Genomic DNA, 13,182 nt, shown 5'->3' with positions numbered 1-13,182 from the left:
AATTAAAAGCAACAACATTGAACCTATCTTATTGGGAAATAAAATCATGGTTTACCAACATTGACTTTACTATCGTTGGTAGCGGTATAGTTGGTTTAAGCTGCGCATTGCATTTAAGGGAACGTTACCCAAAAGCAAAGATATTGGTGTTGGAAAAAGGAACCTTACCGCAAGGTGCCAGTACAAAAAATGCCGGATTTGCTTGTTTTGGCAGCCTCAGTGAAATATTGGATGATTTAAAAGCGCATTCAGAAGCCGAGGTACTCAATTTGGTGCAAAAACGGGTGGAAGGTCTGCAGCTTTTACGAAAAAATCTTGGTGACAGAACCATAGATTATTTGCAATATGGTGGCTATGAATTGTTTTCCAAAGATGATGATGTCCTTTATGAAACCTGTTTATCAAAACGAGAGGCAATTAACTCCTTGCTGAAACCCATTTTTAAGGCAGATGTTTTTAGCATTAAGGGAAACTGTTTTCAGTTTAAGAATATCAACGAGCACTACGTGTTCAATCCGTTTGAAGGACAAATTGATACGGGCAAGATGATGGAAGCCTTGCTGCAAAAAGTGCAGAGCAAAGACATCAAAATATTGAACAATATATCAGTAGAAAGCTATCAGGAATCCAATAGCTCTATTTCTGTAAAAACAAATCTTTTGGAATTTTCCACATCAAAATTGCTCGTTGCAACCAACGGGTTTGCATCACAATTAATCAACGAACCTGTTAAACCTGCCAGAGCGCAGGTTTTAATAACCAAACCAATTAAGAACTTACGTATAAAAGGCACCTTTCATTTAGATAGAGGGTATTATTATTTTAGAAACATTGATGACAGGATTTTGTTTGGTGGTGGCCGTAATTTGGATTTTAAGGGTGAGGAAACCACGGCATTTTCGCAAACAACTTTAATTCAAAATAGCTTGGAAACTATTTTAAAAGACACCATTTTACCAACAACACCTTTTGAAATTGAGCACCGTTGGAGTGGTATTATGGGCGTTGGCAATCAAAAGAAAGCCATAGTAAAACAAATAAGCAATCATGTGTTTTGTGGTGTGAGACTGGGTGGCATAGGCGTAGCCATTGGGTCAACAATTGGTAAGGAATTAGCACAGATAACGGATTGATATGATAAAGAAATTCTTCAAATTTATAGTTAAAGTACTACTGTGGTTAGTGATATTTTCTATTGTTTTGGTTGTTTTGTTCAGGTGGATTCCTGTGCCTATTACCCCATTAATGTTAATCAGAAATGTTGAGCAATACCAAAACAATAAACCATTGGTTTTAAAACACGACTGGGTCTCTATTGATAAGATTTCCAAAAACCTGCAACTGGCCGTTATTTGCAGTGAAGATCAAAATTTCTTAAACCATCATGGTTTTGATTTTAAGGCCATTCAAAAAGCAATGGATAACAACCAAAAAGGAAGACGTATAAAAGGCGCCAGCACCATTAGCCAACAAACTGCCAAAAATGTGTTTTTATGGCCACAACGCAGTTGGTTCCGTAAAGGGCTTGAAGTGTATTTCACATTTTTAATAGAATTAATTTGGTCCAAAGAGCGTATCATGGAAGTGTATTTGAACAGTATTGAAATGGGAAATGGTGTTTACGGAGCAGAAGCAGCCTCCAAATTTTGGTTTAAAAAATCAGCCATAAAATTAAATAGGAATGAGGCCGCCGCTCTTGCTGCCATTTTACCAAATCCTTTAAGATATCGGGCCAATCCGGCCACAAATTATATTGAAGGAAGAAAGAACTGGATTGTAAGACAAATGGGGTTTTATGGACCGCTTGATTATGATACTAAAAAATGAACGCTCAATTGGAAATCAAGAAAAATTTATTTCAACAATGTTTGGAATATGTTGAAGCAAGACTGGGCAACGTTCAAAAAGTAATTGAGGAAGTTCAAGAGAGTTTGCTTTCAGAAACAAAAAGCACAGCCGGCGATAAGCATGAAACAGGACGAGCCATGCTTCAGTTGGAAGGTGAAAAAGCTGGAAATCAATTAGTGGAAATCCAAAAACTACAGGAAATACTGGCAAAAATCGATATCTCAAAAAGCCATGAAAAAATAGGTTTGGGCAGTGTGGTGTTTACTTCAAGCGTGAATTATTTTATTGCTATTTCAGCAGGCGAACTCACATTTAAAGACCAAAAATTTTATGCCATTTCACAACTGTCACCAATTGGGCAAATGCTAATTTCAAAACAGGTTGGAGATATAGTTGATTTTAGAAATCAAAAATTTAAAATAGAACAGGTTATTTGATGACTTTTAGGAACACGTTTAATCCCTTTTGTAAAGCAGTGTCGTGTTCAAAAAATACGGTATCTTCATTTACTGTGGCCTCAATTAAGTAATAATGTCCTTTAAAATATGATTTTTTAACGGTTGCTTCGATGGTTGATTTAGGCACGACTTTTAACTGATTGGCATACACAATACCGAGATTTTTCATCAAATTAAATTCACCGAAAAAGGAGGCTACCAATTTATCTTTAGGATTATTGTATAAATCTTTTGGACTTCCGTAAGCTAAAATCCGCGCATTGTGTAACACCATCATATTATCTGAAAACGAAATGACATCTTCTTGGTCATGAGTGGCTACAATACAGGTAATCTGTTTATCCTTCAAGTATTTAAAAAGGCTTCTTCTGAGTGACTGTTTTTTAAAATTATCGATATGGCTAAATGGCTCATCAAGCAATATGATTTCTGGTTGTTTGGCTAACGCCCTGGCCAATGCCACACGTTGCTTTTGTCCACCACTTAATAGTTTAACCTTGGTTTTGGCAAAAGCTTCCAGTTCAACAACTTTTAAAAGTTCAGCAATACGCTGTTGTTTTTCTTCAGGATAAAAGTTTGAAAGAAATTCACCAATATTTTCAGCCACCGAGGTAAAGGGCATCAAATCAAATTCTTGAGCAACATATTTCATGTATTCAGGGTCAATGATTAGATTGTATTTGGGGCCTAAAATCTTATGTTCTCCCCAAAATATTTGACCTTCGTCCAAATCATAGGTTCCATACACTAGTTTTAAGAGTGTACTCTTGCCAGAACCACTTTCGCCAATAATGGAAAGATGTTCCCCTCTGTCTGCTTTAAAACTTATGTTCTCTATAATGGGTTTGTCTTGATAGCCAAACGTCATGTTTTTTACCTGTAGCATGATGCAAAAATACCATAATTAAGGTCTTTTTACATTATGTCTTTATTTTTTCATTTGGCAAACTATTAAATCCCATATTAAACAAGGTAAACGCAAAAATATCGGCATATTGTTCAATGATTTTACTGATTGGTGTTCCAGCTCCATGGCCGGCATTGGTTTCTATTCTAATTAATATGGGGGTTGTTCCGGTTTGTTTTTGTTGTAATTCGGCAGCAAATTTAAAACTATGCGCTGGTACCACACGGTCGTCATGATCTCCTGTTGTAATCAATGTGGCAGGGTATTCAACACCTTCTTTTACATTATGAACAGGCGAATACCCTTTAAGATACTCAAACATCTCTTTGCTATCTTCAGCTGTACCATAATCATAAGCCCAACCAGCTCCAGCTGTAAAGGTGTGGTAACGCAGCATGTCTAAAACTCCCACGGCTGGCAGTGCTACTTTAGCTAAATCAGGACGTTGCGTCATGGTAGCACCTACCAATAATCCACCATTGGACCCTCCTCTAATAGCTAGATAATCACGTGATGTGTAATGGTTAGCAATTAAATACTTGCCAGCTCCTATAAAATCGTCAAAGACATTCTGTTTTTGCATTTTGATTCCGGCATTATGCCAGGCACGACCGTATTCACCGCCGCCACGAAGATTAGGAACAGCCAAAATACCGCCTTGTTCCATCCAAACGGCATTGGAAATACTAAAAGCAGGAGTTAAACTAATATTGAATCCACCATAACCATATAAAATAGTAGGGTTTTTACCATTGCGAACCAACCCTTTTTTATAAGTAATTATCATAGGGATTTTTGTGCCGTCTTTAGAATTATAAAAAACCTGATCACTTTCATAGGCATCACTATCATAATCTATTTTAGGTTTCCAATACAAGGCAGTTTCTCCTGTTTTTGGATTTAATGAATAAATACTGGTTGGTGTATGGTAATTGGTAAAGGCATAATAAACGACCGAATCTTCTTTTTTACCACTAAAACCACTAGCAGTGCCTAACCCCGGTAGTTCAATTTCCCTTATAAGATTCCCTTTATAATCATATTGTTTTACCTGTGAAATGACATCAACCATATAATTGGCAAAGAAAAAACCACCACCTTTAGTCGGTGTTAAAACATTATCGGTTTCTGGAATAAAATCTACCCAATTTTCTGGTGTTGGATTTGAGGCATCAACGGTTACAATTTTTTTATTTGGTGCATTAAGATTTGTGACCAGAAATAATTTATCTCCCTCATTTTCCAATACATAAGTGTCACTATCTGTATGGTCCAATATGGGTATTAGGTTACTGTTTGGAACCGTTAAATCCTTAATGTACAGCTTGTTTCCAGTAGTTGAGTTCCTTGGTGTAATAATTAAATATTTATTATCTTCTGTAACATTCCCATAAATATAGCGGTATTTTTCATCTGGTTGACCGCCAAAAACCAAAACATCTTCTTTTTGCGGAGTCCCAAGTTTGTGATAATATACTTTGTGCCTGTCTGTTTTGGCCGATAGCTCACTGCCATTTGGTTTATCATAGCTTGAATAATAAAAACCTTCATTTTTATACCATGAAATTTGGCTAAACTTAATATCATTAAGCGTGTCTTCAATAATGGTTCTCGTTTCAACATCCATCACGATTACTTTTCGCCAATCACTACCGCCTTCGGAGATGGAATAGGCAAGAATTTCACCGTTTTTCGAAAAACTTAATTCTCCAAGTGATATCGTGCCGTCCTTAGAAAAGGTATTGGGGTCCAAAAACACCTCAGCTTCTCCATCACTTTTCTTTCTATAATAAACGTTTTGGTTTTGCAAACCATCGTTTTTTGAGAAATAGGTATAATCACCTTCAATGAATGGCGCTCCAATTTTTTCATAATTCCATAAGCTGGAAAGCCTGTCTTTGATTTCTTTTCTAAAAGGGATTTTGTCTAAATAGTCAAAAGTCGTTTTGTTTTCAGAAGTTACCCACGCCTCGGTTTCACTACTTCTGTCGTCCTCCAGCCATCTATAGGGATCTTTTACTTCAACACCAAAATAAGTATCAACAGTGTCTACGGTTTTTGTTGTGGGATAATTCACGGATAACGCTTTTTTTTCTGTTGGTTCATTTTTGCAATTTATTAATAAAACAAGTAAAATGATGGATAAAAATATTTTTTTCATTGTGATGATCTTTACTACCAAAAATAAGCAAAATCAGTTAATATTTGAGCTTTACTGTTACGTTCAAAAAGAGTTATTCTATATTTGACAGTATCAATTTATAAAACAAGCATCCATGAAAAGGATATTATTATTTTTTCTTTTGAGCATGATATGTTTAAATACATTCTCACAAGAAGACATTACACAAAGAGAACTAAAAGAACACATACAATTTTTGACTTCAGATAAAAATGCGGGAAGATATCCGGGAGGAAAAGAAAACAGATGGGTTGTCAAGTATATAAAAAATGAGTTCAAAAGATTAGGGATTAAGCCTTTTAACGGGAATTACAAGCAAGTCTTTAAAGCCGAGTTGCGTGTAGATAAAGGTATTGAAAAAAAGCCAATTGTAACAACTTGTAATGTTGTTGGTTTTATTGAAGGGAATGATCCAGTTTTAAAACAAGAATATATTGTTTTAGGAGCTCATTATGATCATTTAGGGCTTGGCGGCCCTTCGTCTAAATCCGATAAACGTGGTGTTGTGTATCACGGTGCCGATGACAATGCCAGCGGAACATCAGCATTATTGGAAATTGCTGAAAAGTTAGCTTCTAAAAGAGAACAATTAAAGCGTAGTGTAATATTTATTGCTTTTGGAGCCGAGGAACAAGGCTTGTTGGGTAGTCAGTATTTTGTTGAGCATCCAACGGTGCCACTTTCCCAAATCAAGCTCATGGTTAATTTGGACATGGTTGGTAGGTTAAATGCCGAAAAGCAAGTATATATGGGTGGCGCGGGAACCTTTCCTGGGGGTGTGGATTTTATGAACACTTTAGGAAAATCATTAGGGTTGAATCCAGTGGTTCATGCAGGCTCTGTAGGCGGGTCAGACCATGTGTCTTTTTATAAAAAAGGAATCTCTGTTTTGGGCATTCACACAGGCGGGCATCCACAATATCATACCCCCGAAGACACCTTGGATTTAATAAATCTAGAAGGTGAGAAACAAGTTTGTGAATATGTTTTTCAAACGATTTTACAAAAGGCCTCAACAACCGATGAGATGCATTTTATTAACCAGGATTGATAAAAAAAGCTCCTACAAAAACGTAGAAGCTTAATATCAGTATAGTTTAATTAAAAGAAATCTTATTCTTCAGCCAAAACAGTTTTAGCGTTATTAATACTGCCATTTACAGCATTTTGTACAGCGTCAACCTTTTTTTTCTCGCTTTTGAGTGCTTCAATATCTTCAAGAATTTGTTCTGTTGATTTTCCTTTTAAACGGTCTTCAGCATACGGAAATCTATTACTGAAATCTTCCATCCATGTCATCATTAAGGTGTGGGCATTTCCTAAAGAATCCAATGCTTTTTGATAGGTTTTCCCCGCTGCAGTAGTATCAACTTTTGTCTTTAACTCAGTTGACAACTTACCCATTTCGTTCATTTTGGGCATCACTTCATCATGAACGGTCATGACATTCTTAAATGCTTTTTTAAACGCTTGAGCTTCTTGTGATGGTTTTTTTTCACAAGAAACAGTGAGCACTAAAATTAATGATAATAGAATTGCTTTTAAAGCTTTCATTTGTTGTTGTTTACTATTTTAAACTAATTTGTTTGCTACCAAATATTCGGCAATTTGAATGGCGTTAGTAGCAGCACCTTTTCGTAAATTATCAGCTACAATCCACATGTTCAAGGTGTTTGGTTGGGTTTCATCACGTCTTAACCTACCAACAAAAACTTCATCTTTATCATGCGCAAAAATTGGCATTGGATACGTGTTTGTAGCCGTATTGTCTTGTACGACTACCCCAGGTGTTTCGCTAAGCAGTTGACGAACTTCAGCCAACTCAAAATCATTTTCAAATTCTACATTTACGGATTCTGAATGCCCACCAGAAGTCGGAATACGAACGGCTGTAGCCGTTACTGAAAACGACTTGTCGTTGAATATTTTTTGAGGCTCTCTTGCTAACTTCATTTCTTCTTTGGTGTAACCGTTCTCTTCAAACACGTCGCAATGTGGCAAAGCATTTCTACCAATAGGATATGGATAGGCCATTTCGCCTTCAATACCAGCAATTTCATTTTCCAATTGTTTAACGGCTTTGACTCCAGTACCAGAAACAGATTGATAGGTTGAAACCACAACACGTTTCATTTTATATTTTTTATGAAGCGGTGACAAGGCCAAAACCATTTGAATGGTTGAACAATTTGGATTGGCAATGATTTTATCTTCTTTTGTAAGTACGTCGGCATTAATTTCTGGAACAACTAATTTTTTTGTAGGATCCATTCGCCATGCCGAAGAGTTATCAACAACTGTGGTTCCTACTTCTGCAAATTTGGGAGCCCATTCCAGAGAGGTGCTTCCTCCGGCAGAAAAAATAGCAATATCAGGTTTGGCCGCAACGGCATCTGCCAATCCTATAACGGTATATTCCTTGTCTTTATAGGTCATTTTTTTACCTACAGAACGTTCTGAGGCAACCAACAATAATTCAGTAATTGGAAAATTACGTTCTGCAAGTACTTTTAGCATTACTTCGCCAACCATACCGGTTGCACCAACAACAGCTACTTTCATGTGTTTTATTTTAAAAAATTCAGTAGGCAAAATTAGGTATTAATTATATTTTATAAATTAAAAAAAGACCTCATTTTTAAAAAACGAGGTCTTTTTAACAACAAATAACACAAAGTTATTTATTTAACATTTTGTTATTTTTTAAGCAAATCTCTTATTTCTTTTAATAAATCATTATCAGATGGCCCTGCAGGAGCTGCTGGCGCAGCTTCTTCTTTTTTCTTCATTTTACTAATGCCTTTTATTAGCATAAACATGACAAATGCAACGATTATAAAATCTATTAGGCTGGTTATAAAGCTACCATAAAGAACAGCAATTTCTCCTGTCATATTTCCAGCATCATCTAGAGTGCCCGGTGTTATGACATACTTTAAATCATTAAAATCCGATTTGAAAATCAATCCAACCAATGGAGAAACAATACCTCCTGTGAAAGAAGTAACTACCTTATTAAAGGCAGCACCCATAACAAAAGCAACCGCAATGTCTACAAGGTTGCCTTTCATTGCAAAGTCTTTAAATTCTTTTAACATGTTTATTAAATTTTTAGTTAGTGAAATCTAAAATAGTTAAAAATTTGTAATGAAATGGATTTTTTATTTTAAAAAGACCCGTTTAACGCGTTGTGAAATAGCTGTTATGAGTTCGTAAGAAATGGTATGGACTTGTTCTGCCAACTGTTCAGCAGTAGAATCTGGACCAAAGACAATGACCTCATCCCCTTCTTTGCAATCAATATTGGTAATGTTAACCATAATCATGTCCATACAAACATTGCCAATAATTGGTGCCCGTTGCCCATGAATGGTTACAAACCCTTTTCCTTTGCCATATTGTCTGCCTATGCCATCAGCATGACCAATTGGGAGTGTGGCCGTTTTCATTTGAGCATCACTTTTGTAGGCTCTGTTGTAGCCGATAGACTGACCTTTTTCAATGGTATGAATTTGTGAAATAATGGTTTTTAGAGTTGCGATGGGTTTAAAGTGTTTGTTTTCTTTTTCTGAATTTCCAAAACCATACAAACCAATGCCGGTACGTATCATATCAAAATGAGCTTCGGGATAATTTAATATACCCGATGTATTGCATATATGCAGGATGGGTTTATATCCTAACATTGGGATGAAGTCTTCTGAAATGTTTTTAAACGATTGTATTTGGTTTAAAGTAAATGCTTTTTCGGTTAAATCTTCACTGGCAGCTAAATGTGAAAAGATTGACGCTACTTTTATTGACGTTGTTTCTTTTAATTTAGAAATCAAGTAATCAACGTTGTTTTCAGCAAACCCAAGCCGGTTTAAACCCGTGTTGAACTTAATATGAACCGGGTAGTGCGTTTGCTTTTCTTTTGTGGCTATTTCAATAAACTCATTTAAAATCTTGGTACTGTAAATACTGGGTTCCAGACAATGGTCTATCAATAGTTTAAAATTAACCGCCTGTGGATGTAGCACCAAAATAGGTTTGGTAATACCAGCTTGTCGTAACGCTATACCTTCATGTATGTAGGCAACCGCAAAATAATCAACACCAAGTTCTTGTAGATAGTTGGCAATTTCATTGGCATCACTGCCGTACGCAAAAGCCTTGACAACGGCTAACAATTTAGTACCTGGTTTGGTTTGTGATTTTAGATACTCAAAATTATGTTTAAGTGCTTTTAAATCAATTTCAAGGATGGTTTCTTGAGCTTTAGGCATCCGTATTTTTAGGTTTTGAAATGACTTCTTCAGGGTCGTTGACTTTCATGTTTCTCACTTTATCCCGCATCATGGCCTTGTAATAAGCCGCTCTGCTCAATGGTTCGTACTCATCAACTTCACCTAAAAGAACCAAGTTGTCATTTTTTGATTTTCTATAACTGTATTGTGCCAAATTACCAGTTCTGGTACACACAGCATGCACTTTGGTAACATATTCGGCCGTTGCCATTAAATGTGGCATGGGGCCAAAAGGGTTTCCTTTAAAATCCATATCCAAACCTGCTACAATTACACGGACGCCTTTATTGGCTAAGTCGTTACAAACCCGTACAATTTCATCATCAAAAAACTGGGCTTCATCAATACCAACCACATCACAACCATCTGCCAAAATAGGAATATTAGCAGCTGCTGGAACAGGTGTTGAACGAATTTCATTGGCGTCATGTGAGACCACCATATTTTCATCATAGCGCACATCAATGGTAGGCTTAAAAATCTCTACTTTTTGCCTGGCAAACTGGGCACGCTTAAGCCTGCGTATCAGTTCTTCAGTTTTTCCTGAAAACATAGAGCCACAGATGACTTCAATCCATCCAAATTGTTCTTTATGATTTACGGTATTTTCGAGAAACATTTTGTAATTTTAACACTAAAACAAATCGATTATTCGTTTGTATAAAGGTGGCGTAAATTTATTAAAAATAAAAGCCCAATAACTATAATTCTAAAAATTAAAAAAAATGAAGAAGAAGCTGGAAAGTGAATTGATGAGTATAGCCCACAGAATTCTTCAATTAAAAGGCAAGGAAGATGTTATAAAAATGCATGCTGAAGTATCCGTTCTTTTTGAAAAATTATCGGTGCTAAAATTTGCCCATGAAAATCAGGAAGAAGACTTTCCGTCCATTGGAAATGATTCGTCATTTTTTGGCATGCTGGATAATGCTTTTAATAACACGTTAAGTGATACCATAGAAGTTGAAGATAAAATCTATATCAATCTTGATGAGGTTGAAGACGATACCATTATGGAACCGGGTATGAAAACCATCAGGGACATGGTTGAGCACATGCCCAAAGAAGAAGATACCTTTACGCATATTGCCAATACGCAGAAAAGCAGTCGCAGTGAGCATTTGGAAGATTTAACGGCTGGTTTTGAAAACTTGCCTGATTTTGAGCCTGTTGTTGGTGCCAGCAAAGTAGAGTCAAACAAGCAAAAATCACTCAACGATAAGTTTAAAGCCAACACTTTAAATATTGGATTAAATGATAAGTTAGCGTTTATTAAGCATTTGTTTGATGGTAGAACTGAAGATTACGAACGCGTTATTTCCCAGATAAACACATCCAGTAGTTTTATTGAGGCCAGCAAGCTCATCCAAAAAATAGTGAAACCAGACTACAACAATTGGATTGGAAAAGAAGAGGTTGAAGAGCGCTTCATGGAAATCATTGAAAGCAAATTTAATTCATGAGCAAACTTTATATTGTTCCTACACCTATTGGGAATTTAAACGATATGACCTTTAGGGCCATTGCCGTTTTAAAGGACGTGGATTTAATCCTTGCTGAAGACACCCGTACCTCAGGGAAATTGTTAAAGCACTTTGAGATTACCACCCACATGCAATCCCATCATATGCATAATGAACATAAAACCGTTGGAAATCTCATTCAAAAAATTCAGAGCGGTACAAGTGTGGCATTAATTAGCGATGCCGGAACACCAGCCATTTCAGACCCTGGATTTTTATTGGTGCGTGCTTGTATTGAACATGGTATTGAAGTGGATTGTTTACCAGGAGCAACGGCCTTTGTACCAGCTTTGGTAAATTCTGGTTTGCCCAATGATAAGTTTGTATTTGAAGGATTCTTGCCCGTTAAAAAAGGTCGCCAAACACGATTATTGCTACTGGCTGAAGAAACCAGAACCATTATTTTCTATGAATCACCACATAAATTGATTAAAACGTTAACCCATTTTTGTGAGTATTTTGGAGAAGACAGACCCGTTTCTGTGTCCAGAGAGCTGACCAAACTCTATGAAGAAACCATTCGCGGAACGGCCAAAGAAGTTTTAGAGCATTACACCAACAAACCACCTAAAGGCGAAATTGTGATTGTGGTTGGAGGAAAAAAACAGTAAAATGAAAGATGTATTGCATAACATAAAGCAATGCACAATCTGTGAGAAATACTTACCTTTTGGAGCAAGACCAATTGTTACGGCTCATCCAGATGCTAAAATTGTAATCATTGGTCAAGCTCCAGGAACTAAAGTGCATGCGTCTGGTATTCCTTGGGATGACGCAAGTGGAAAACAGCTTCGAAGCTGGTTAAATGTTTCTGAGGATGTTTTTTATGATGAAACTAAGTTTGCAATAGTTCCTATGGGTTTTTGTTATCCTGGAAAAGGAAAAACGGGCGATTTACCACCACGACCAGAATGTGCTACGCAATGGCATAATGTGTTACTTGAAAAAATGCCGAATATTGAGTTGGTTATTTTAATTGGTATGTATGCACAAAATTATTATTTGGGAAAAGAGGCCATGAAAACATTAACCGAAACCGTTAAAAACTACCAAGCTTATTTACCTAAATATTTACCATTACCACACCCATCACCAAGAAATCGATTTTGGTTAACCAAAAACCCGTGGTTTGAAGTTGAGGTGCTACCAGAGTTAAGAAATAGAGTTGGAGAGTTATTATAAAAAATCACATATCTACAAAATACTGCCTGTATTTTAAAAACTCTTGAGGGTTTGCTTTAACATCAATTCGTTTTATTTCATCGCCATTTTCATCAAGTTCTATCAAAAAATGGTTATCATCTTGATCATCCAGCATTTGTAGATAAATTTTTAAACTGCCATCCCTATTATAAAATTTCTTGGCCTCAAAATTATCATAGGTTGATGATATATCTTCAGAAAACAGTTTCCCATTTTTAATGTACTGTGTTATCTTTCTGCCGTCATCTATAAACATTTGTGAAATTATATTTCCAATAATATCATACGTTATAGACTCAACGACTGTTTCATTTTCAATTTTTGATTCTGTTCTTAATTGGCCGCTTTCATAATAGTCTTTACTTTTTCCATATTGAATGCCGTTATTGTAGGTGTCAACACTTTGAAGCTTTCCAGATGGATAATATTTTTTTTCTTCACCATGAAGTTTCCCTCTTACATAGGTTGAATGGGTATACATTTCTCCATTATCACGGAACACAATATCATCACCATTCAAAACACCATTTTTTAAATTAAATTCTTCCCATTTAGAGTATTTATTACCAACAATAAAGTAGCCATCCATTGGTTTTTTGGTTTCATTATCACGATAAACAATGATACCGTTATAAGAGTCCATAAAATATGAATTCCTTTCTATTAGAGTAAAACCAGACGATTTCTTTTCTTCTTTACAACTTATTAGAAAGATGAGCGCAAGAAAGAGGAGGGCTACAGATGGTATTTTTAAAATAGATTTCATAATAGT

At 36.0% G+C, this 13,182-nt stretch carries 15 protein-coding genes; 7 read left to right on the top strand and 8 right to left on the bottom strand.

The genetic code is table 11. The features are described from left to right. Positions 1 to 17: 17 nt before the first annotated feature. Genes IEW94_RS03145 through IEW94_RS03135 form a run of 3 tightly spaced genes read left to right on the top strand, consistent with a single transcriptional unit; the run spans position 18 to position 2,285 of the window. Complete coding sequence (locus IEW94_RS03145; RefSeq protein WP_188649868.1) at positions 18 to 1,133, top strand: NAD(P)/FAD-dependent oxidoreductase; 1,116 nt, start codon at positions 18 to 20, stop codon at positions 1,131 to 1,133. A 1-nt stretch (position 1,134) separates the two neighbouring features. Next, the gene (gene mtgA, locus IEW94_RS03140; RefSeq protein WP_188649866.1) at positions 1,135 to 1,827 is read left to right on the top strand and encodes a monofunctional biosynthetic peptidoglycan transglycosylase; all 693 of its coding nucleotides are present in this window, start codon (positions 1,135 to 1,137) and stop codon (positions 1,825 to 1,827) included. After that, positions 1,824 to 2,285 carry a GreA/GreB family elongation factor gene (locus IEW94_RS03135; RefSeq protein WP_229669426.1) on the top strand — a complete coding sequence of 154 codons (462 nt, stop codon included), beginning with the start codon at positions 1,824 to 1,826 and terminating at the stop codon, positions 2,283 to 2,285. The genes mtgA and IEW94_RS03135 overlap by 4 nt, the downstream gene beginning before the upstream one ends. On the opposite strand, the gene IEW94_RS03130 is transcribed toward IEW94_RS03135, so the two are convergent. Together IEW94_RS03130 and IEW94_RS03125 are read right to left on the bottom strand one after the other, a co-directional pair. Next, positions 2,278 to 3,192 (bottom strand): ABC transporter ATP-binding protein, encoded by a 915-nt coding sequence (locus IEW94_RS03130; RefSeq protein WP_188649864.1) that lies wholly within the window; start codon positions 3,190 to 3,192, stop codon positions 2,278 to 2,280. The genes IEW94_RS03135 and IEW94_RS03130 overlap by 8 nt on opposite strands. Before the next feature lie 34 nt (positions 3,193 to 3,226). Continuing rightward, complete coding sequence (locus tag IEW94_RS03125) at positions 3,227 to 5,374, bottom strand: prolyl oligopeptidase family serine peptidase (RefSeq protein WP_188649861.1); 2,148 nt, start codon at positions 5,372 to 5,374, stop codon at positions 3,227 to 3,229. Positions 5,375 to 5,489: 115 nt separating this feature from the next. Here IEW94_RS03125 and IEW94_RS03120 point away from each other — a divergent pair, with 115 nt between their 5' ends. Next, positions 5,490 to 6,446, top strand: a complete 957-nt coding sequence (locus IEW94_RS03120) for a M28 family metallopeptidase (protein WP_188649860.1) — start codon at positions 5,490 to 5,492, stop codon at positions 6,444 to 6,446. A 62-nt stretch (positions 6,447 to 6,508) separates the two neighbouring features. On the opposite strand, the gene IEW94_RS03115 is transcribed toward IEW94_RS03120, so the two are convergent. The 5 genes from IEW94_RS03115 to IEW94_RS03095 form a co-directional block, all read right to left on the bottom strand. Beyond that, positions 6,509 to 6,949 carry a hypothetical protein gene (locus IEW94_RS03115; RefSeq protein ID WP_188649857.1) on the bottom strand — a complete coding sequence of 147 codons (441 nt, stop codon included), beginning with the start codon at positions 6,947 to 6,949 and terminating at the stop codon, positions 6,509 to 6,511. Positions 6,950 to 6,967: 18 nt separating this feature from the next. Then, positions 6,968 to 7,957: an aspartate-semialdehyde dehydrogenase gene (locus IEW94_RS03110; protein WP_188649855.1), complete on the bottom strand. Its 990-nt coding sequence runs from the start codon at positions 7,955 to 7,957 to the stop codon at positions 6,968 to 6,970. A 134-nt stretch (positions 7,958 to 8,091) separates the two neighbouring features. After that, on the bottom strand, positions 8,092 to 8,493 hold the full coding sequence (gene mscL / locus IEW94_RS03105) for a large conductance mechanosensitive channel protein MscL (protein WP_188649853.1): 402 nt from the start codon (positions 8,491 to 8,493) through the stop codon (positions 8,092 to 8,094). Between the two features lie 63 nt (positions 8,494 to 8,556). Next, positions 8,557 to 9,663 carry an alanine racemase gene (alr, locus tag IEW94_RS03100; protein ID WP_188649851.1) on the bottom strand — a complete coding sequence of 369 codons (1,107 nt, stop codon included), beginning with the start codon at positions 9,661 to 9,663 and terminating at the stop codon, positions 8,557 to 8,559. Beyond that, positions 9,656 to 10,303 (bottom strand): thymidine kinase, encoded by a 648-nt coding sequence (locus IEW94_RS03095; RefSeq protein ID WP_188649849.1) that lies wholly within the window; start codon positions 10,301 to 10,303, stop codon positions 9,656 to 9,658. Before IEW94_RS03095 ends, alr begins: the two co-directional genes overlap by 8 nt. Before the next feature lie 106 nt (positions 10,304 to 10,409). Here IEW94_RS03095 and IEW94_RS03090 point away from each other — a divergent pair, with 106 nt between their 5' ends. Genes IEW94_RS03090 through IEW94_RS03080 form a run of 3 tightly spaced genes read left to right on the top strand, consistent with a single transcriptional unit; the run spans position 10,410 to position 12,389 of the window. Then, positions 10,410 to 11,147, top strand: coding sequence for a DUF8457 domain-containing protein (locus IEW94_RS03090; RefSeq protein ID WP_188649847.1), 738 nt, complete (start codon positions 10,410 to 10,412; stop codon positions 11,145 to 11,147). Further along, positions 11,144 to 11,818: a 16S rRNA (cytidine(1402)-2'-O)-methyltransferase gene (rsmI, locus tag IEW94_RS03085; RefSeq protein ID WP_188649846.1), complete on the top strand. Its 675-nt coding sequence runs from the start codon at positions 11,144 to 11,146 to the stop codon at positions 11,816 to 11,818. Before IEW94_RS03090 ends, rsmI begins: the two co-directional genes overlap by 4 nt. Position 11,819: 1 nt before the next feature. Continuing rightward, positions 11,820 to 12,389 (top strand): uracil-DNA glycosylase family protein, encoded by a 570-nt coding sequence (locus IEW94_RS03080; protein ID WP_188649844.1) that lies wholly within the window; start codon positions 11,820 to 11,822, stop codon positions 12,387 to 12,389. A gap of 4 nt (positions 12,390 to 12,393) precedes the next feature. On the opposite strand, the gene IEW94_RS03075 is transcribed toward IEW94_RS03080, so the two are convergent. Next, on the bottom strand, positions 12,394 to 13,176 hold the full coding sequence (locus tag IEW94_RS03075) for a toxin-antitoxin system YwqK family antitoxin (RefSeq protein WP_188649842.1): 783 nt from the start codon (positions 13,174 to 13,176) through the stop codon (positions 12,394 to 12,396). Between the last annotated feature and the right edge of the window lie 6 nt (positions 13,177 to 13,182).

Source organism: Yeosuana aromativorans, from assembly GCF_014646655.1.
Lineage (GTDB): Bacteria > Bacteroidota > Bacteroidia > Flavobacteriales > Flavobacteriaceae > Yeosuana > Yeosuana aromativorans.
The sequence above is the reverse complement of the archived record's forward strand: the minus strand, read 5'-3'. Positions and strand labels throughout refer to the sequence as shown.

Excerpts from the sequence above, each read along its gene's own strand:
- mtgA (WP_188649866.1), top strand. The coding sequence starts at position 1,135 with ATGATAAAGAAATTCTTCAAATTTATAGTTAAAGTACTACTGTGGTTA.
- IEW94_RS03135 (WP_229669426.1), top strand. The coding sequence starts at position 1,824 with ATGAACGCTCAATTGGAAATCAAGAAAAATTTATTTCAACAATGTTTG.
- IEW94_RS03130 (WP_188649864.1), bottom strand. The coding sequence starts at position 3,192 with ATGCTACAGGTAAAAAACATGACGTTTGGCTATCAAGACAAACCCATT.
- IEW94_RS03125 (WP_188649861.1), bottom strand. The coding sequence starts at position 5,374 with ATGAAAAAAATATTTTTATCCATCATTTTACTTGTTTTATTAATAAAT.
- IEW94_RS03120 (WP_188649860.1), top strand. The coding sequence starts at position 5,490 with ATGAAAAGGATATTATTATTTTTTCTTTTGAGCATGATATGTTTAAAT.
- IEW94_RS03115 (WP_188649857.1), bottom strand. The coding sequence starts at position 6,949 with ATGAAAGCTTTAAAAGCAATTCTATTATCATTAATTTTAGTGCTCACT.
- IEW94_RS03110 (WP_188649855.1), bottom strand. The coding sequence starts at position 7,957 with ATGAAAGTAGCTGTTGTTGGTGCAACCGGTATGGTTGGCGAAGTAATG.
- mscL (WP_188649853.1), bottom strand. The coding sequence starts at position 8,493 with ATGTTAAAAGAATTTAAAGACTTTGCAATGAAAGGCAACCTTGTAGAC.
- alr (WP_188649851.1), bottom strand. The coding sequence starts at position 9,663 with ATGCCTAAAGCTCAAGAAACCATCCTTGAAATTGATTTAAAAGCACTT.
- IEW94_RS03095 (WP_188649849.1), bottom strand. The coding sequence starts at position 10,303 with ATGTTTCTCGAAAATACCGTAAATCATAAAGAACAATTTGGATGGATT.
- IEW94_RS03090 (WP_188649847.1), top strand. The coding sequence starts at position 10,410 with ATGAAGAAGAAGCTGGAAAGTGAATTGATGAGTATAGCCCACAGAATT.
- rsmI (WP_188649846.1), top strand. The coding sequence starts at position 11,144 with ATGAGCAAACTTTATATTGTTCCTACACCTATTGGGAATTTAAACGAT.
- IEW94_RS03080 (WP_188649844.1), top strand. The coding sequence starts at position 11,820 with ATGAAAGATGTATTGCATAACATAAAGCAATGCACAATCTGTGAGAAA.
- IEW94_RS03075 (WP_188649842.1), bottom strand. The coding sequence starts at position 13,176 with ATGAAATCTATTTTAAAAATACCATCTGTAGCCCTCCTCTTTCTTGCG.